The following is a 17,764-nucleotide window of genomic DNA, read 5'->3' as shown; positions in this document are numbered from 1 at the left end:
TGATATTCAACGAACGACCATTCGATTAAAACAATTTCTTTATTCAATTTACAAAAAAGACACACTTTCCATTCCTGGAATGAGTTATTTCTGGAAAATTTCAGTGAAGAAAATCTATATTCTCTTTTTTGCATGTGTTTTGTCTTTAACCGCCCCTCGGTTCGCCTCGGAACTACTCCTAAAAAACGGAGAAGCCTACTTAATCGAAGAAATTAACGAAAGCGCGGATGTCGTGACACTCCGCTGGAAGGGGCGACAATACCGAATTCCAAAGTCCGAGATCCAAAGAATCGACTACCAAAAGAAAGGCCCGGAAATTTCTTACAGTTATTCCGAATTCCGATTAACGGATGGAAGTTCGATACGCGGAATCATAGTAGAACGCAAAAAGGATCGTTTGATCTTTCGAACCGATCTCGGTTTTGTAGAAGTGGAAAAATCCAAAATTCAAAACTTAAGCTCCGGTTCATTGGAAAATGAAACCGAAACTCCCGATTTACCGGAAAAGTATCTGTCGGGTCGATCGGGCGAAAACCGACTTTTTGTAGGAGGAAGCGTTCTCTTTCAAGCAAATCACGGGCAATGGAGCAGTACAAATCCAGGCACCGGCGGATTCGGACTTTTTATCGAAAAAGGTTACTTGAACCATCCGCTTTGGTTTTTCGGATTTCTTTCCGAATATTCGTACGCGCCTTCCGCCCAAGGCTCCATTACACTTTGGAATCAATCGGGCTATATCGGCAAACAATGGGGATCCTCTTCGCCCTACTTCTTAGCAGGTGGCGGTGTTACCGGTGTTCAATGGGCGCACAATTCCAAATCTCAAAGCGGAATCGATCCCGAATTTTTAGGAGAATTCGGTTGGGCCTGGGAATTCGGGAACGGTTCCAGGCTGCGGGTCGGTGTTCGGTCTCAATGCACGTTTGAATCTACTGATTCACTTTGTCGATCCGGTCTTCGTATTTCTTGGGGGTTGTTGTTATGATCCGAATTCTTTCTATTTCAGTTGTTCTAGTGTTTACTCTGTATTGCCAAAACTCCCCTCTTTCCAAGATTCACGATCAAGAAAACGCAAAAGTAACATTAGTCGGCGTCACTCAACTCGGACCTCGATCCGCTACGATTTCTTGGGAATGTTCCGCGTCTTTACCGGGTTCGATCATTTACGGAAAAGCCGGAATTGAATCGGCGGCCACAAGTTTAGAAAACTCCAAAATTCATTCTATGACTCTTTCCAACTTAGAATCAAACACGGATTATTTGGCCTATGTATTTTGTTCTTCGGACGTAGAGAATTTGCAAGGAGTTCCACTTGCGTTCAAAACCTGGGTCAGCGATTTTCCGAATCGAACTCGCGGACTTTGGATCGTGGGCGGAATCGGTGCCGATGCAGCTCCGGTCTCTCAAATCGATTTTTATGATCCCGTAACTTCAACTTGGTTTCCGACGGCAACTTCGGTCCCTACTCCGAGAGCGTTCGCAAACGTTGTCTCTCACAATGAAAAAATTTATGTCATCGGCGGGCTTGAAAGACAAGCCGGTGTTTACGTTGCCTCTAAAAAAGTAGAAGCTTACGACCCGTATTCGGACAAGTGGACTACACTTTCCGATCTTCCCACCGCCAACCAAGGCGGAGTCATTGCAAGCGTCGGAGAAGAAATTTTTATCATCGCTGGAACAACTACGACTGACATGACGACCGGAACCGTAATCAATACAGTTTTACGATTCTATCCCGGACTTGGAACCTCCGGAATTTGGCAAAGTTATACATCCTTGACCGCAATCTTTTCGAGAGTGGATATGAGCGGTTGCGGACTCAACGGTTCCATTCTTTTTACGGGTGGAAGATTTACGAACGACGGCTCCTCTCAAGCAACGTCAGACGCGTATGTCCCTTCCATCAATTCAACATCGAGCGCGGGAGAACCTTCGATCAATCTTGCAAGACACGGAGCGGGTTCCGCCTGCGTAAAACCTTTAAGTTCCGACCCTTACGCGACGGATCCGGAATGGTTCGCTGTAATCGGCGGTTCCACCGGAACGAGCACGCTGCAGCCCGTTGGTTCAATTACTCCATCCAACAGAACGGACTTTTTTCAAATCGGTTCGGGTGCGTTTACGATCGGACCGATTCTTCCTGCCTCGGTTTATTTTCCCGGTGTCCAAGCCTCGTACGAGACACGAAAACTTTTCGTCTTTGGAGGAGCAAGTGCATTGAACATTCCTACAGATTCCGTTTACTCGATCGGTCTTCAAAATCCAATAGCGAGCACTTGGTCGCTTGATTCTCAGAAAATGCCAAGAGCGCGCTACGCTCACAAAGCAATTCGGATCGACAGGTGATTCTTTATGAAATCAATATTGCAAATTATTCTCTATTCCTTACTCCTTCTCATTCTTTCATTTGGTTTGTCCTCTGAAGAAAACGTGATAGCTGGAAGTCATGAAGACGGAGAAAAGCTCTTAGAAGAAAACCAATATATAAAAGCGGAAAGCCTCGCAATCTCTCTACTCACAAACAACCCCTCCGATCCGAAAGCCGAATTCATTCTTACCAGAGCTTGGATCGGAATCGCAAAAGAAGAAAAGAAACGCGGGAATTACGACCGAGCAAAACAATTTTTCCAGAAAGCATATCTAAAATGGCCTTTGAATCAAGAATTGAAAGCGGAGATTGAATCGATCGGTAAACGAGCGCATCAAAGATCGATCAACCCTACTTCTTACAATCCAAGTTCGCGCCAGGGAAACACGATCATTCTTTTGGATTCGGAGATCTACGGTTCGATTCAAGAGATCAAAGAGGAATTGAATTTCATATTGTCTCAGTCGAAGTCGTTTCGAGAAAGAGCCGAACACTTTACTTCTAAGGAAAGATTGTATCAGACAGCGATCGGCATTCTCGCTTTCTTTTCATTAGTAAACTTGGTTTTAACGTTTTTGGTGTGGAGAAAAAAATAACTTCGAAGAAAAAAGGAGAGGAGTTTCGATATTTTTATCTCGATTGTTTTCGGGAACCCTTCCATTCTTTCGCGATGCGACAAACCGGAAACACGCTTTAAAAGGTCTGCAAACAAAAGAGATCCATTTTTTTTGAACTTACGTAAGGAGAAGGATTCAAATATCGGCTGTCAACATCTCCCTAATAACGAATCGAATCAATCGAGGACGCAAAACCGCCTCCGACGTTTCCTCGGAAGGCGGACCATTTGAAACATTCAAAATTCCTAAAGTTACTTTGCGATCAACGGCGGCAAGACGAACAACTCCCTTTCGTTCACTAACCCAGATTCAATTTCAAAATCACGTCGTCTTGGGAAACCATCGATCCTTCTCCGGCCAAAACTTCTTCCACCGTTCCTTCGCCCGGAGAAAGAATATTGTTTTCCATCTTCATCGCTTCCACGATCGCGAGCACGGTTCCTTTTTTTACCGAAGATCCGGGAGAAACCAAAACACGGATGACCTTGCCCGGCATCGGACTTTTGATCAAACCGCCGCTTCCCTCTTCCAGATGAATTTCGCGGTTGGACAATACGACTTTGGTATTCCAGCCTTTGTAGTGGATAAAGATCTGGTTTCCCTTCCGGAGAATTCTCCAGTGATTGCCCGGACCCGAAAAAAGTCCGTTGCCTTCGCTCTGAAAATTTCTGGATATCCGAAAGTCGTGAACGACACCGTCTAACACGATCGATACGGATGTATCTCCGGGAGAATTGGATCGAACTCGAACGGGAATTTCTTCTTCCCTATGTCTAAAACGAAAATTCTCCTCGATCACCAGAAACCTCCCTGCCCTACGGCCTCCCAAATTCCTTGGGATTTTTTCTTTTCTGACAACGCCGCGGCAGCAAAGGAAAACGCGTCGGCTTGCACTTCTCGTTCCGGAGCGAAAAGAATCGTCTGTTCTTCGAGAAAGTGAGTGTGCGTCAGTCCTTTCTTAAATTCTTCATGGGAAAGAATTCCGGATAAGTAGAACGTGTTCGTAACAGGCCCGAAGATCACCGTGGACTCGACGGATTCTTTCAAACGGGCGGCGCATTCTTCCCGCGTTTTTCCCCAAGCGATCATCTTGGCGATCATCGGATCGTAATATACTGTGATTTCCGATCCGGTTTCCACCCCCGTATCGACCCGTAAGAACTCCCGATCGGGAAATTCAATATATTCTAATATACCCGTGGACGGTAAAAAATTATTTTCGGGATCTTCGGCGTAGATTCGCGCTTCGATCGCGTGTCCGTTCTGTGTGATTTCTTTTCCCCCGGTTAAATCGGAAAGTTTCTTTCCTTCGGCGACTCGAATCTGCCATTCCACCAAATCTTGTCCGGTGATGTATTCCGTTACGGGATGTTCCACTTGAAGTCTCGTATTCATCTCGAGGAAGTAGAATTTTCCGTCCTTACCAAGAATGAATTCCACCGTTCCGGCGCCGACGTATTGGATCGACTGCGCCGCTTTGACCGCGACCTTGCAGATTTCATCTCGAAGCGCAGCCGGAAGATTCGGCGCGGGAGATTCTTCGATCACCTTTTGATGTCTTCTTTGAATCGAACATTCCCGTTCGAACAAGTGCATTACGTTTCCGTGTTTATCGCCGAACACCTGCACTTCGATATGGCGGGGAGTTTCGATGTATTTTTCGATAAAAACGGTTCCGTCTCCGAAAGCTTTTTGCGCTTCTCTTTGTGCGGACTCAAGGGAAGAAAGAAATTCTCCGGGTTTGTAAACCCGCTTCATTCCCTTTCCTCCTCCCCCGGCCGTCGCCTTTATCATCAGAGGATATCCGATCCGTTCGGCTTCCTTTTGAAGCGTCTCCGGATCTTGATTTTGTCCGTTGTATCCCGGAACGACCGGGACACCGGCGGCTTCCATCTTGATCCGGGAGTTGATCTTATCCCCCATCAGCTCCATCGATTCGGGACTCGGTCCGAGGAAAAGAACATTCTCTTTTTCTAATGCTTTTGCGAATTCGGTTTTTTCGGACAAAAATCCGTAACCTGGATGGACGGCTTGCGCTTTCGTTTTACGGATCGCGTCGAGAATATTAGAAATATTTAAATAAGAAGAAGCGGGACTCGGTTCCCCTACATACACCGATTCGTCGGCGAGTTTTACGTGCGGAGAATCCTTGTCCGCGTCCGAATACACGGCCACGGTTTTGATTCCGAGTTTTTGACAAGTGCGGATGACGCGCACCGCGATTTCTCCGCGGTTTGCGATCAGAAGTTTGGAGATCAAGCGGGCACCGATTCCTTTTGGGCCTCGGAGTTCAAAAGCGCGTCGAGCGCCTTTTTCTCGCGGTCCATCGTTTCATATACGAAATCCTTGAATTCTTCCCAAGTCGCGTGTTTTGTCGGATCGTAGGTTCCGATCTGTTTGTATGCGACGACGAATCCTTTCTGCATCGTTTGATATCCTGTGAGTCCTGATTTCAGAACGATCACGACGGGAATCTTATTATCCCACGCGAGTTTGATCATTCCCTTCTGCATATGTTGGATTTCTTCGCTGTAAGAGTTATGACCCTCCGGATAAACGATAAACGAAGCATCCTTCAAACCTTTCAAAAGATTTCTTACCGAGACCGCGATTGTCGCCGCCTTGGAAGATTCGAACACCTGCGATCCCATCGCCTTCATCCACCAATAGGCGATCAGTGTTTTTTTGATCACCTGATTTGCGAGATACGGTTTGTTGATCACGAGACAATCGTACGGAAAGTCGAGTTCGTTGACGTGGTTCACAAAGACCATGTGTCCTTTCGTGGGAATTTGAAATTCTCCGATCCGAAAAAAACGGGTTCCCGTCATCCAGCGGATCGCGTCTCCCCAAACCGCGGAACCTTTCAAAAAAGCGGCGTTCTTTTTCTTTTGATTTCCGATCAAAGCGAAGAACAGTCCCGCGATCAAACTCGGGAATGCAAAACTAAAGACGAGGGGCAATGTGATTAAGTAGGTTTTCAGAACGATTCGACGATACGATTTCGGAAAGCGGCCCAAACGGCTTTCCATAAATTTCAATGGGTTCATCGGAAGCAATCTTCTGAAGGAATCCGTTTTTAGAAAAGCTAGTTTTCAAAAGAAAAAGCCCGCTTGTTTGCGGGCTTTTTTTACCGAACACGATTCGGATTACTTGTTGTTCGGAGCTTTGTCTCCCATCAACTGTTTGCGTTTTTCAGGATCCCATTTCAGGAAGATTCTGTTTTTGACTTCGTCGTCGTAGATCTTTTCCAAAACGTCCACTGCGTCTCTGCGGTATTCGTCCGGAATTCTTCTGTCGAACACGGGACTCATTCTATGATCGTATTCCAACGTCGGGTTTTGAGAGAAGTCGTAAGTTACTCCGTTCAACACCACCGGCTCGGAAGATCCCGCCTTTCCTTCGTCGTCTTTGATCGCTTCGGTTTTCGCGTCGCTCTTAAAGAGATAATAGTTGTCATACGGATATTTCAGTTTAAAGATATTGATCGCGTTCGCTCTTGCGTCTCTACAGAGTTGGATCGCCGCGATGTAGTGTTCGATTCTATGCTTTCTATGGCTCGGTTGAAGTTTCTGGTGTTTTTCCAGATGTTTTTCGATCTTGAGAGCGTTGTTGCGCGCTTCTTTTGCAAGACCTAAAAACTTATAACCGGTTTCCATATTCTTTTCGATCGCGTATTTGTTCGTAACGTAATGAAAATCTCTCGGGTTGTACATTCTTCTCGTAAGAGGAGATTCGCGATTCGCGGTCATATCGCGCACGATGAAGGAATTCTTACTCCATTCGATCGCGATGTCGACGAGGTTTCTGTCTTCCGGATTGTTCTGATTCTTCTTTTCAATCGCGGCTTTTAAGATTTCGTCCGTTCTTTCCACGTAATACTGGGACAATTCTTCCAGAAGCATTTCGGTTCCGAGCTGCGCTTCCAGAAATCTGCGGTATGCGTTTACGTGATTGTTCTCGAAGAAGTATTGAAGTCCTTCTTGATAGAGTCGTTTGAGTTCCTTGTATTTGCGGACACGGTCTCCGTCTTGTTCCGGAGCGCCGCCTTGCTGATTGTTAGCCGGAGCCGTTTGTCCGCCCGCGCCTTGCTGATTCTGTCCGCCGGGAACTTCTCCTTTGTAGTTTCGAACAAGCGGTTCGATGGCTCGGAGATATACGAGTAATTCCACCCTCTTTTTGTAGGCTTTGCTGGAAACAGCCTCCCCAAATACGGATACGGGAAGAATGGAGATCGCAATTAGAATCAGAATCAGTCGTTTCATCGGTTAACCTTTATCCCTTCTTTACGGGTTTATAAGCCACGGGCAACGGGAAATTATTGCTTTTCTTCCTACTCTATCGGTTAGAATGGTGTCCGAATTGACAGCCCGTCCCCGTTTTTTTCGGGTTTTTCAAAGATAAGACTATGACAGCCAGCGCTCTCGCACAAGGAAAAAAGATCTCGTTTCGTGCAAAGGAAGATACGGTTTGTCCGATCTGCCACGAAGTTCATCAGAAAGAGAATATGTTTCAGGGCGGCGGCCGTTTGATCGCCGGCAAACTCACGATCGAACTCAGAAGACTCTACGAAAAGAATAAAAAGTTCGGCCGAGTCAGTCCCAATGATTATGTCATCAGTGTTTGTCCCCGTTGTCTTTATTCTTCCTTTACCAAGGACTGGTCCGCGTTAGACGCGGAGGAAAACGAAAAGATCCGTTCCCAATCCGATACGAGACGTTCCAATCTGGAAAAAATTCTCGGACCCTTGGATTTTTATCAGGACCGCAATTTGGTTCTCGGAGCGGCTTCCTATCTTCTCGCAATCGAATGTTACCAAAATAGAAAGGTCACCGTCGCCCCCACTCCGAAAAAGGCGGTTTGCGCAGTCCGAGCCGCGTGGTATTTCGACGATCTGAACAACGACTTCCCGAGTATGGGATTCGATAAGGTGCGCGACCTTCTTTACCAAAAGTCGGCGGGCTGGTACACGGATACGATGGAGATCATGCAGAGCGGTTCCGAGCCGGTAGATCAGGCCTCGTATCTCTTAGGTCCGGACACGGATAAGAACTGGGCCTTTGACGGAGTCATTTATCTTTCCGCCTATCTGACGATGAAGTTCAAAGACGAACTCGCATCCGAACCCGCGGCAAAACTCAATCTTTTAGTCAGAGCCAAACGGACTCTTTCCAGACTCTACGGTTCGGGAAAGGGATCCAAGTCCAAACCTTCCGTCATCATCGACATGGCAAAAGAACTCTACGACGAATACAACAAGCTCATCGAGGAAATGGGAGGAGAAAAATAAACTACGCCCTCCTCGTCGAATACGACGGACTTTGTTTCAACGGTTTTCAAACTCAAAAAGGTCTACCCACCGTTCAGGAAAATCTCGAAAAGGCCGCGAAAATTCTTCTCAAAGAAAAGGTCAACGTCACCGGAGCCGGAAGAACGGATACCGGGGTTCACGCTCGTGGAATGGTCGTGAATTTTAAAACGACAAAGACCGTACCTGTGGAAGAATTCGGCAGATTCCTTTTGGGGATGAATGCAATCACCGATTCGGGAGTTTCCATTCTATCCATGACGGAAGTGGAAGAAAAATTCGACTCCCGCTTTTCCTGCAGTTCGAGAGAATACGAATATTTCATCCTCAATACGAAATATCCGAGACCGACCTGGAAAAATCGAGCCTTCTGGTATCAACATAAGATTGACGTTCCGCGCTTGGAAGCCGAACTTGAATTATTAAAGGGAGAACACGACTTTCGCAGTTTGGCGAAAGTGGCTTCGATGAAAAACCGTTCCGCGGTCCGGACGATTTTGGATACGAGTCTGGAACGAAGCGCCGAATTTGACGGTCTCCTAAAAGTAAGGATCCGGGCGAACGGCTTTCTTCACAATATGATTCGGATTCTTACGGGTACCCTTCTGGAAATCGCAAACGACAATCGACAAGAAACGAACGTCTTAGACATTCTCTCTTCGAAAGACAGAACGATTGCGGGCATCACCCTCCCTCCTCACGGGCTTTATTTTATCAGAGCATACTACGATTCCAACCCCGCAATCGATTCCATGTATTCGCTTCGGGACTTTCAAAAATAAGTATGTTGTCTCGGTTTCGAATCTCCTCCAAATCATCGATCCTCGTATTGCTCACGATCGTACCGGGAATCTTATCCGCGTCTCCGAAGAAGTTGGACGTGTTCGAACTTCTCGGCGGGTATCAACCGGATCTGGGCAAAAATAAATTCTTTACCGATTTCATTCCGAAACCCTCGGCTCAATCGGGAAACCTTCCTTCCAGCGGAGTGATCGCAAAAGAGGACGAGGAAGCCGAAGCGGCGGAAGAAGAGGAAGAAAAGAAGGAAGGTTTTCACGATAATCGAAAGGCGGAGATCGGAGTTTGGCTCGGCGCTTCCAACCCTTGGCCCGGAACCGAAACGCAGAAATATCTGGATACCACGCTGGGCGGCGGATTCTTTTTTAGAATTCCCTGGCCTTGGATCTTTTATCTCGAGATGGGGGCGTTCTACGCGAACTATCTTTCCGCTACCGAACGCGCCTTGACTACGATTCCCGTTTATCTCGCGTTAGGTTATAAGATTCCGATCGATCTTCCGATTTCGTTCATTCTGCGCGCCGGAGGCGGAGAAGCCTTCGTAGTCGCAAGACCTTCCAACACTTCCCGTTGGGATCACATGATGCTTTTCGGTCTCGAAACGAGCTTTGTGGCCGGAAAAAAGATCCGAATCGGGATTCGGATCGATTACAATAAGATCTACGAATCTCAACTGGACGCTCCGGAAGAATCGAAGTATTATTATGCGAGTCCGTACGCGGATTCGAGACTGAACAACCCGAACTACTATCGGGTAGTGGACACGGAATTCTTTCAATTCGGTTTAATGGTGAGCGTATTTCTATGAAACGATCCTATTTTCCATTCATCCTGATACTTTCCAGTTTTCTAATGTTCTTTTGCCGCGTCGGTGATTGGAACGGAAAGGGAACGAAAAATCCGGTGATCAGTACCCTCTTCAACCAAAGAATGCTTCTTCTCGTAAAAGGAACATACGCGACCGACAATCCGATCGGATTTGAAGCCTACTCGGGCGGTACCGGTCAACTTTATCAGGATACGAGCGGGGAAGGATTCGATCCCGTGTATGATTTATCAGGTCTTCCTTTGGCGCAGAATCTTCCAATCTTTATCGATATCGGAGAAATCCGCATGTCGACCAAATACGAAGAAGGTCTTTACAATCTGAGTTTGATCAAGAACGTGAAGGACACGAAGAAGTTTTGGGATGAGATCGCTCCGAACCGTCAGGTATTCTGCACCGTTCCTTATACGACCAACTCGAACTCCTGTCGTCTCAACGACGGAGAAGTCAAAGCCATTCAATTCTTCAACGGAGAAGGAGTTTCGTATCCTTCCAACGATCCTACTTCCGCGACGGATTGGGGTGCGTTCGGAAACGGGCCCGTTCAATTCTATTATACCGGTTTGTATTTGAGATCCTTAGTTACCGCTTGGGCGACCGAACCCGGCCTTACCTTTTCCAATCTGACCTTATTCGACAACTATCGCGTACCGGGGATCAACATCGTTCCCCGTTTGAGCTACAAACCCGGAGCCGACTCAACCACGAAGACAATCTTCCCTCCTCTTGTATTCCCCGCGTTGTATACCGCGGACGGTGGAGACCAGGATATGCTGGTTTATCCCGGATTTGATCCGTATATCTTAGAAGTAAGGATGAACCTCAAAGAAAATCTGATGGTGCATTCTTACGTTTCGAGCGTCGGCGGAGTGAGAACCCTCGTCGGCGTCAGCGATTGGAAAGCCGACGGCGATCACAAGGGGGAATCGGATATGGGTGGAGGACTTCTGCTTCGTTCGAGAATCATCCGTCCCGAGATCGCATCCAGCTTGACGGTGTTAGGTGGAACGGCTTCCACGACTCACTATTACGGCGTATATCGTCTCAGTGAAACCGGTATCGAAGGTAAGCTTCCGTTGATCGCATCTCCCGTGCAAGGCGGGGTCACCAAAATGAAATACATCCATCCCGGCGAATATAGAATCCAGTGTTTAGGGGATCTCGCGAGGGTGGACGGTTATCCGGAAACTGTTGTCCGCGAAACCACGTTTGTCGTTCCGGAAAACGCGCCTCGTTCGGAAGTTCAAGTCAACCTGAGTTGTCCATAACGAGCGCCAAACTCAGCAAACGCCTTTCTATGAATCGGCGTTTAGGAAGCGAGTTAGTGGAATTTATTATCTTGCGACCCGTAGAGAGCCAAGATTGAGTTTTTTTTGAGCGGCTTCCAACGAAGTCGGAAAACAGAGCCTTCGGCCCGTTTTCGTCGGAGTTCCGACGAAAATTTCAAGAACCGCCCCCGCCCGAGTTAGGGTGGAGGTGGCGGGTCCGCGGGAAAACTTCGGAGAATTTTTCTCTAACAGAGAATTCAACTTTTGTAAAGTAGAATTCTCGCGTTCGTGTTTGTCGGAACTACGACAAACACGAACGTTTGGGTCTCACTTCAAAATCTCTTCTTGACGTCCCATCAATTTGATGCCGAGTCTCGGACCGATCTCTTGCACGATTCTCGAAGCGACGTAATTTCCCCAACGGGTGGACTTTTCCAAACTGAAACCGTGCGTCAGTCCGTATAAAACTCCCGCGGCAAAACAATCTCCCGCGCCGGTCGTATCGATCGGTTTAACGGGAAATCCGTCCACATGAGAAATCACGCCTTTCTCGGCGAAGTAAGCTCCGTTCGCGGAATCAGTCATGAATACGAGAGGAGAAAGACCCGCGATGAACTGAAGCGCCTCGAGCTTATCCTCTTTTTGAGAAAGAGCTCTCGCTTCCTCCACATTGCAAAATACGATATCGAAGTAGTCGTTTGTTAAGCGAACAAAGTCCTCGCGGGAACGATTGACGCAGAATGGATCGCTGTATGTGTACGCGACTTTCACTCCGTTCTTTTTGGATTCTTCCATGGTCAAAAGAGAAGCCTCTTTGGTTCCGGACCCGTCCCAGAGATAACCTTCGATGTAGGAAATATTGGAGGCCTTGAGTTTGTCCAAATCCACATCCGATTTTTGTAATGTGATGGAGATTCCCAAGTGGGTCAGCATGGTCCGTTCCGCGTCCGGAGTGGTCAGAACCACGCAGGTTCCCGTATGTCCGTTGTCTTCCGGAGCGACTTCGAAAAGGATTCCGGCGTTTTCCATGTCCTTCTTATAGAATTCTCCGTAAGTGTCCTTGGAAACCTTTCCGGTATACGTTCCGGTTCCGCCCGAATTCGCGAGCGCGATCATCGTGTTGGCCGCGCTTCCGCCGGAACGAAGTTCCTGTTTGCTTCCTTCGAGTGCGACTAAAACTCCCGCCTGTTTTTCCGCGTCGACCAAGGTCATAATCCCTTTGTCGAAACCGAGACGCTGAATGAATACGTCTTCCGTCGGAACCAAAATGTCCACGAGTGCGTTGCCGACTCCGAATACGTCGTAGTGTTTCATCGATTTATCCTTTTCTTTTCCATTCGATCAATTCCCAGCCGGTGTCTTCCTGAAAGAAAACTCCTTCTCCGCCCACCTCGTTTTTCAGAAGTTCCAAAAACTCATCCTTGCGTTCGGTGATGACTCCGCTGAAGAGGAAATGATTCGTTTTTACAGATGCAATTTTTTGAATATTCGCTTTTAATACCGCGAATGTGATGTTGGCGATCAAAAGATCCCATTCTTTTCCCTGAACGTCCGAGTGATCGAAACCGCCTTCGTCCACGACTAAAACGTTAGGCGAAATCTCGTTGTCGTCCCGGTTGAACGTCGCGGAACGCACGCTGTTCGGGTCCACGTCCACCGCGAGAATCGCCGACGCGCCCGATTTCGCCGCGGCCACGCTCAAGATCCCGGAACCGGTTCCCACGTCCGCGATCCGTTTTCCGTTTAAACCGAGACTTCCCATTCTCCCTAAAACGAGACGAGTGGTTTCGTGATGTCCTGTTCCGAACGCAAGTCCCGGATTGATGAGCAAAGGAAGAATTCCCTGCGGGGTCGTGCTGACCGCGGTGTCTTTTTCCCAAGTGGGAATGACACGATACGAACCGATCGTGAAGGGTTTGTAGAATTCCTTATAGGCTTCTTCGTATTCTTTGGTTTCGATCCAACGCGATTCGAGAAAGAAGGATTCGCCCGCGTTGGCTTTCAGAAAAATATGAATTCTGATTTCGTTTTCTTTATCGTCTTCCGCGAGATAAACGCGGAACTTCGTATCGTCCGAGATAATCTCCTCGTGAGGGGCTCTCGGAACTTCCCGGTCAAACAGAATTTCGTAATATCCTGCGACTCCCGCTTCGTCCAAAAACGAAGTGAAGTCTTCCGCGATTTCTTTGGGTAAACTTAGAATGATTTCTCTGTATCTCAAGTTGCTTCTCGGGTCTCATCCAAGATTTCCGCGTCGACCGGTGTGTCACTTACGATTTGCGCGCTACTCCCGTTCTCCAGAATGAAAGTACGAAAATCTTTTACGATCCAAACCCAGATTCCCACGAACAAAGCTGTGGAAAGCCAACCGCCGAATCTCGACTGAGGAAGCACGAAGAAGTTGAAAAGTCCGTGTTGCGATACCGCGAGCAAAAAAGCGAGGAACAAGGCCAAAGGACGATCCTTGATTTCTTTGCGGTTCGATTTTACGAACGCAAGAGCGAAACATAGATTGATGAGAAAGTGCGCGTTGGAAGAACGAATCGTCCGTCCTACGAACATCGCGATTCGATCTTCTTCCTTTGCGTTGAAGATGTAATTCGCATTTTCGACTCCCGCGAATCCGAGCGCGACAAATCCTCCGATCAAAACCATTTCCTTTTTGAACTCGTATTTCTTCCAATCGAAGGCAAAAAGAAGTCCCGCAAACAAGATGAGAATTCCCTTACAGAATTCCTCCATCATTCCGGCTTGGATGAACGCGATGTGCGCGGTCTGCGTAAGAATATGTCCGCCGCGTCTCGGAGCGGCGATTTTTACGTCCGGCCAAAAGATCGGATGCAGTTTCAAAACGATCTCGGTGGAAAGATAACCCAAAAAAACGGCGAGTAAAATCAGAAAGATTCTCTGCTGCGTATTCTTCCCCGGAAAAAGAAGAATCAGAAAAAATCCCCAAGGAAGAATCGAGAGAAATCCGAGGAGCGCGACGTCGAAACTCATAACTCCTCCATATAACGCCCGTCATACATCGTGACGAGTTCCTTCTGCAACGGAGTCGGCATCGCTTCCGGATCGATGCTTCCGTTCCAAAAAAGTTCGGTGACTCGAACATAACCTTTCGTTCCGGGCGGAGGCATGAGAGGAGAAAGACTTTCAATGAGCTCCAACGTCATCTGATCCTGTTCGGGATAACCGGAAGCCTCGACCAAATCCACGTCCACGACTTCTCCGTCAGGGGTAACCGTATAGGCGACCACGGAAGAATAATTGCGCGGCGCCCTTCTCCAATATTCCATAAACGATTCGGGGCCGCGCATCTTCGCGGAGATGTAGTTCGAATACGTGGAAGGTAATTTTTTTCCGCGAACCTGTTTGACTTCCCCTTTGACGCGTCCTTCGTCCGCGGGTTTGTCGTCCGGAATTTTATCCCCTTCCTTTTGTGTCGGGGTTTCGGTTCCGGAAACGACTCCTCCGTTTAAACCTTCGACCTCGTTCGGAAGATTCGGATCGATAAAGTAGAATTCCAAATTTTCCGGAGTGAAGTGCGTTCTTTGTCTTTCCTTTTCCTTTTGTTCCTTCTTACGCTGAAGAGTGACCGGGATGATCAGGATCAAGGAGAGAAGAACGAAGTGGAGCAGGATGCTATATGATAAATTACTAATAAACGTGCTTCGCGGAGTTGTGTCTTCCGGTTCGGCGCGAAACGCCCGGTTCAAAAGAAACTTGGATATGATATGAATCCCGACGATTCCTCCGAAAAAAACCAGAATCGGAACGACGCTCGAAGTGACCGCGAAAAATTTCTTATCGGCGATTCCGGGTTTGAGTCCCATCGACATGAGAAAACGGATTCCATCCGCGGGCTCGAGCCAGGAAAAAAACGCGGTCGCAAAAAAGAGCAACAGCAAAAGATATAAAAACAGAATCGAAAATCCTTTCCAAAGATTTCCGATATAGATATGCCCCCATCCCGGGAATAACCAATCGCGAATTTTCGCGTATCTTTGTTTACGGACGCCCCCTTCTCCCTCGAAGCCGATTCTGCGCGCGGCTCTCGCCTGACGTTCGAAAAGTTTCCAAGGTCTTCGGAAAAGAAAGAATTGTTTTCCTCGGCTGAGAAGCGTATCGCCCGCGATCAACACGGAAAAGAAATAGAGAAAACTGTCTTCCAAGATCCCGAGTTGTCCGTATTCCAACCGATAGGCATCTTGAAAGACGAGCCTCGAAGTCAGATAACCCGCTACAAGAAGCACCAGGATTTTATAATGAACTCTTTCGATCTTTTCTTCGCGCGGATGCGAAGAAGGGTTGAATTGGAATCGGCGCCTTCTTTGCTTCTTCAGATAAAAGGAATGGGAAACGAGAATGACAAGCCCGACGAGCACGTAAAAGCCGATCAGCCATTCTCCCAAATCCATGACAAGCGCGCGGACAAATGCCTCCACGACCGGAAATAAAATCGCGGAAACTTCCAGAGGGTACAAAATTCCCCAGCAAAAAATCTGGAAGAGCAAGGAACCGAAGGCGGAGGAACGGACTTCCCGTCCTTTCGGAAAAGCAAAAAGGACGCCGAGCGGGAAAAAAATTCCCAGCCCCAGAAAAGGGGAACTCCAGGACAAGAAATTGACGCCGAAGATGACTAGTTTCTTTTTCAGGCAAGGTCTCCTTGGACGTTGCAAAACGGATTTCTATCAACCATTGGACCCGAATCAGGGGCTTAGGCAAACAAGAAATCCTTTCAAGTCGAGAATTAAAATACTTTATTCCGAAGTCCTGAACAGAATTCTGGACTCATGGAAAAGAAAGAAAGTCTCGATTCCTCACTGAAGGAAATCGTATCCGTTTGCAAGCGTAGAGGGTTTGTCTATCCCGGTTCCGAAATCTACGGAGGACTCTCCAATACCTTCGACTACGGTCCTTACGGGGTCGAACTTCTCCAAAATCTAAAACAACTCTGGTGGAAATATTTTGTCCATCTTCGGGAAGACGTGGTGGGTTTGGATTCCTCCATTCTCCTCAACCCGAAAGTTTGGGAAGCTTCCGGCCACGTTTCCAACTTCAACGATCCGCTGATCGATTGTAAAAATTGTAAGACCCGAATCCGCGCGGACAAGTTCCTCGAGGATCAAAAGGGAGAGGGCTTTGCCAACGGTTTAACTCTCGAAAAGATGAACCAAGTCATCAAGGAAAGCAACTTCGCCTGCCCGAGCTGCGGTCAACGGGGGACCTTTACCGAAGCGCGCGACTTCAACCTGATGTTCAAGACTTCGCACGGTGCGAGCGCGGAAGACGCGTTGGATATTTATCTCAGACCCGAAACCGCGCAAGGGATCTTCTTGAATTTTAAAAACGTCGTTTCCACCACGAGAAGAAAGATTCCGTTCGGAATCGCACAAATCGGAAAATCCTTCCGAAACGAAATCATGGCGCGTCAGTTCGTTTTTAGAACGAGAGAATTCGAACAGATGGAAATGGAATTCTTCTGCGAACCGGGGACACAAAAAGAATGGTTTACCCATTGGGTCGACTATTGTATGCGCTGGCTCACGGAACAGGTGGGAATCAAAAAGGAAAACTTAAGAGTCAGAGAACACGAAAAGGAAGAACTCTCGTTTTATAGCGAAGGAACCTCCGATATCGAATTCAAATACAACTTCGGTTGGGGAGAATTGTGGGGAATCGCTTCGAGAACCGATTACGATCTGAACCAACATCAAAGATTTTCCGGGGAAGATCTGAAGTATCAGGATCAGGTCAACAACCAGAAGTATGTTCCTTACGTCGTTGAACCCGCGTTAGGCGTGAATCGTCTTTTTCTCGCGGTCGTTGCCGACGCGTACGAGGAGGAGAAACTTCCCGACGGAGAAACGAGAACCGTTCTTCGTTTTTCTCCGAAGATCGCTCCCGTGAAAGCGGCGGTTTTCCCTTTGATGAAAAAGGACGGCCTCCCCGAAAAATCCAGGGAGATTTTTGCGGACCTCGCCAAACTCGGAAACATAGAATACGACGACGGAGGCGCGATCGGAAAACGCTACCGCAGACAGGACGAGATCGGAACCCCGTATTGTATAACAGTAGATTATGATACTCTAAAGGACAATACCGTCACCGTCCGCGAACGGGACAGCATGAACCAGGAAAGAATTCCTGTCGGTCAACTGCGGACTTGGCTGTTCGAGAGGTTGTAAGACGGGACACGCAGCAACGTTGTCGTCGTTACGACAACGTTGTTCGGGCCGGAATTCCACTTTACGAAAGAGAAATTGTCCGGTAGAGGAAAAATTTCGCAAAAGTTACCTACGCAATTCGATTCTTCAAAAGCAAAACTCGTCGCGGCGAAACTTCTCCTCGTGATTTTCGTTCTTGTAACATTCTTCCACATTCTTGTTTTGGCGGGTGCGATTCCGTTCACAAAGGAAGCCGTGGATTTTTATAGAGCGACGGGAGCGGGAGACGGAAGAGAAGAAGTAGTTCACTTTAGCAACGAAAACCGTTCTTAAAAAAATTGGATGCAAATCTACGAACTTCGTAGATTTTTACAAAAATCGTTCTACTCAGATCGGACAACGCCCTTTCAAA

17 protein-coding genes are annotated in these 17,764 nt (G+C 47.6%); 9 read left to right on the top strand and 8 right to left on the bottom strand.

Annotated features, from left to right (window positions below):
* The first annotated feature begins 103 nt into the window (after nucleotides 1–103).
* From LFX17_RS06720 to LFX17_RS06710, 3 genes are read left to right on the top strand one after another with little or no spacing between them, the layout of a single operon-like run.
* Complete coding sequence (locus LFX17_RS06720) at nucleotides 104–985, top strand: LA_3334 family protein (protein ID WP_406600663.1); 882 nt, start codon at nucleotides 104–106, stop codon at nucleotides 983–985.
* Nucleotides 982–2,346, top strand: a complete 1,365-nt coding sequence (locus LFX17_RS06715) for a Kelch repeat-containing protein (RefSeq protein ID WP_238745789.1) — start codon at nucleotides 982–984, stop codon at nucleotides 2,344–2,346. The genes LFX17_RS06720 and LFX17_RS06715 overlap by 4 nt, the downstream gene beginning before the upstream one ends.
* 6 nt (nucleotides 2,347–2,352) lie before the next feature.
* Nucleotides 2,353–2,964 carry a tetratricopeptide repeat protein gene (locus LFX17_RS06710; RefSeq protein WP_238745787.1) on the top strand — a complete coding sequence of 204 codons (612 nt, stop codon included), beginning with the start codon at nucleotides 2,353–2,355 and terminating at the stop codon, nucleotides 2,962–2,964.
* A gap of 319 nt (nucleotides 2,965–3,283) precedes the next feature.
* Here LFX17_RS06710 and LFX17_RS06705 read toward each other — a convergent pair whose 3' ends face one another.
* From LFX17_RS06705 to LFX17_RS06690, 4 genes are all read right to left on the bottom strand, one after another.
* Nucleotides 3,284–3,784 (bottom strand): biotin/lipoyl-containing protein, encoded by a 501-nt coding sequence (locus LFX17_RS06705; protein ID WP_238729556.1) that lies wholly within the window; start codon nucleotides 3,782–3,784, stop codon nucleotides 3,284–3,286.
* Entirely contained in the window at nucleotides 3,781–5,244 is a 1,464-nt protein-coding gene (locus LFX17_RS06700) for an acetyl-CoA carboxylase biotin carboxylase subunit (RefSeq protein ID WP_238729555.1), read from the bottom strand. The genes LFX17_RS06705 and LFX17_RS06700 overlap by 4 nt, the downstream gene beginning before the upstream one ends.
* Nucleotides 5,241–6,035, bottom strand: coding sequence for a lysophospholipid acyltransferase family protein (locus LFX17_RS06695; RefSeq protein WP_238729554.1), 795 nt, complete (start codon nucleotides 6,033–6,035; stop codon nucleotides 5,241–5,243). Before LFX17_RS06695 ends, LFX17_RS06700 begins: the two co-directional genes overlap by 4 nt.
* Before the next feature lie 99 nt (nucleotides 6,036–6,134).
* Nucleotides 6,135–7,250: an LIC11274 family protein gene (locus tag LFX17_RS06690; protein ID WP_238729553.1), complete on the bottom strand. Its 1,116-nt coding sequence runs from the start codon at nucleotides 7,248–7,250 to the stop codon at nucleotides 6,135–6,137.
* Between the two features lie 143 nt (nucleotides 7,251–7,393).
* Between LFX17_RS06690 and LFX17_RS06685 the strand changes: the two genes are divergently transcribed.
* From LFX17_RS06685 to LFX17_RS06670, 4 genes are read left to right on the top strand one after another with little or no spacing between them, the layout of a single operon-like run.
* Nucleotides 7,394–8,275 carry a DUF2225 domain-containing protein gene (locus LFX17_RS06685; RefSeq protein WP_238745785.1) on the top strand — a complete coding sequence of 294 codons (882 nt, stop codon included), beginning with the start codon at nucleotides 7,394–7,396 and terminating at the stop codon, nucleotides 8,273–8,275.
* Nucleotides 8,182–9,075 (top strand): tRNA pseudouridine(38-40) synthase TruA, encoded by an 894-nt coding sequence (gene truA, locus LFX17_RS06680; RefSeq protein ID WP_319941266.1) that lies wholly within the window; start codon nucleotides 8,182–8,184, stop codon nucleotides 9,073–9,075. The genes LFX17_RS06685 and truA overlap by 94 nt, the downstream gene beginning before the upstream one ends.
* Nucleotides 9,076–9,077: 2 nt before the next feature.
* Nucleotides 9,078–9,899, top strand: coding sequence for a hypothetical protein (locus LFX17_RS06675; RefSeq protein WP_238729551.1), 822 nt, complete (start codon nucleotides 9,078–9,080; stop codon nucleotides 9,897–9,899).
* Complete coding sequence (locus LFX17_RS06670) at nucleotides 9,896–11,185, top strand: LIC11270 family surface protein (RefSeq protein WP_238745783.1); 1,290 nt, start codon at nucleotides 9,896–9,898, stop codon at nucleotides 11,183–11,185. The genes LFX17_RS06675 and LFX17_RS06670 overlap by 4 nt, the downstream gene beginning before the upstream one ends.
* Before the next feature lie 327 nt (nucleotides 11,186–11,512).
* On the opposite strand, the gene LFX17_RS06665 is transcribed toward LFX17_RS06670, so the two are convergent.
* Genes LFX17_RS06665 through LFX17_RS06650 form a run of 4 tightly spaced genes read right to left on the bottom strand, consistent with a single transcriptional unit; the run spans nucleotide 11,513 to nucleotide 15,804 of the window.
* Nucleotides 11,513–12,499 (bottom strand): adenosine kinase, encoded by a 987-nt coding sequence (locus tag LFX17_RS06665; RefSeq protein ID WP_238745776.1) that lies wholly within the window; start codon nucleotides 12,497–12,499, stop codon nucleotides 11,513–11,515.
* Between the two features lie 4 nt (nucleotides 12,500–12,503).
* The gene (locus LFX17_RS06660; protein ID WP_238729548.1) at nucleotides 12,504–13,406 is read right to left on the bottom strand and encodes a 50S ribosomal protein L11 methyltransferase; all 903 of its coding nucleotides are present in this window, start codon (nucleotides 13,404–13,406) and stop codon (nucleotides 12,504–12,506) included.
* The gene (locus LFX17_RS06655) at nucleotides 13,403–14,185 is read right to left on the bottom strand and encodes a PrsW family glutamic-type intramembrane protease (protein ID WP_238745774.1); all 783 of its coding nucleotides are present in this window, start codon (nucleotides 14,183–14,185) and stop codon (nucleotides 13,403–13,405) included. Before LFX17_RS06655 ends, LFX17_RS06660 begins: the two co-directional genes overlap by 4 nt.
* On the bottom strand, nucleotides 14,182–15,804 hold the full coding sequence (locus tag LFX17_RS06650; RefSeq protein WP_238745772.1) for an energy transducer TonB family protein: 1,623 nt from the start codon (nucleotides 15,802–15,804) through the stop codon (nucleotides 14,182–14,184). The genes LFX17_RS06655 and LFX17_RS06650 overlap by 4 nt, the downstream gene beginning before the upstream one ends.
* Before the next feature lie 174 nt (nucleotides 15,805–15,978).
* Here LFX17_RS06650 and LFX17_RS06645 point away from each other — a divergent pair, with 174 nt between their 5' ends.
* Nucleotides 15,979–17,373 (top strand): glycine--tRNA ligase, encoded by a 1,395-nt coding sequence (locus LFX17_RS06645; protein ID WP_238745770.1) that lies wholly within the window; start codon nucleotides 15,979–15,981, stop codon nucleotides 17,371–17,373.
* Between the two features lie 75 nt (nucleotides 17,374–17,448).
* The gene (locus LFX17_RS06640) at nucleotides 17,449–17,685 is read left to right on the top strand and encodes a hypothetical protein (protein ID WP_238745768.1); all 237 of its coding nucleotides are present in this window, start codon (nucleotides 17,449–17,451) and stop codon (nucleotides 17,683–17,685) included.
* Nucleotides 17,686–17,764: the final 79 nt, after the last annotated feature.

This window comes from Leptospira sanjuanensis, assembly GCF_022267375.1.
GTDB lineage: Bacteria > Spirochaetota > Leptospiria > Leptospirales > Leptospiraceae > Leptospira > Leptospira sanjuanensis.
Note: the sequence above shows the minus strand (reverse complement) of the source record. Positions and strands in the feature narration are given on the sequence as shown.

Excerpts from the sequence above, each read along its gene's own strand:
- LFX17_RS06645 (WP_238745770.1), top strand. The coding sequence starts at position 15,979 with ATGGAAAAGAAAGAAAGTCTCGATTCCTCACTGAAGGAAATCGTATCC.
- LFX17_RS06675 (WP_238729551.1), top strand. The coding sequence starts at position 9,078 with ATGTTGTCTCGGTTTCGAATCTCCTCCAAATCATCGATCCTCGTATTG.
- LFX17_RS06670 (WP_238745783.1), top strand. The coding sequence starts at position 9,896 with ATGAAACGATCCTATTTTCCATTCATCCTGATACTTTCCAGTTTTCTA.
- LFX17_RS06710 (WP_238745787.1), top strand. The coding sequence starts at position 2,353 with ATGAAATCAATATTGCAAATTATTCTCTATTCCTTACTCCTTCTCATT.
- LFX17_RS06655 (WP_238745774.1), bottom strand. The coding sequence starts at position 14,185 with ATGAGTTTCGACGTCGCGCTCCTCGGATTTCTCTCGATTCTTCCTTGG.
- LFX17_RS06665 (WP_238745776.1), bottom strand. The coding sequence starts at position 12,499 with ATGAAACACTACGACGTATTCGGAGTCGGCAACGCACTCGTGGACATT.
- LFX17_RS06715 (WP_238745789.1), top strand. The coding sequence starts at position 982 with ATGATCCGAATTCTTTCTATTTCAGTTGTTCTAGTGTTTACTCTGTAT.
- LFX17_RS06685 (WP_238745785.1), top strand. The coding sequence starts at position 7,394 with ATGACAGCCAGCGCTCTCGCACAAGGAAAAAAGATCTCGTTTCGTGCA.
- LFX17_RS06690 (WP_238729553.1), bottom strand. The coding sequence starts at position 7,250 with ATGAAACGACTGATTCTGATTCTAATTGCGATCTCCATTCTTCCCGTA.
- LFX17_RS06695 (WP_238729554.1), bottom strand. The coding sequence starts at position 6,035 with ATGAACCCATTGAAATTTATGGAAAGCCGTTTGGGCCGCTTTCCGAAA.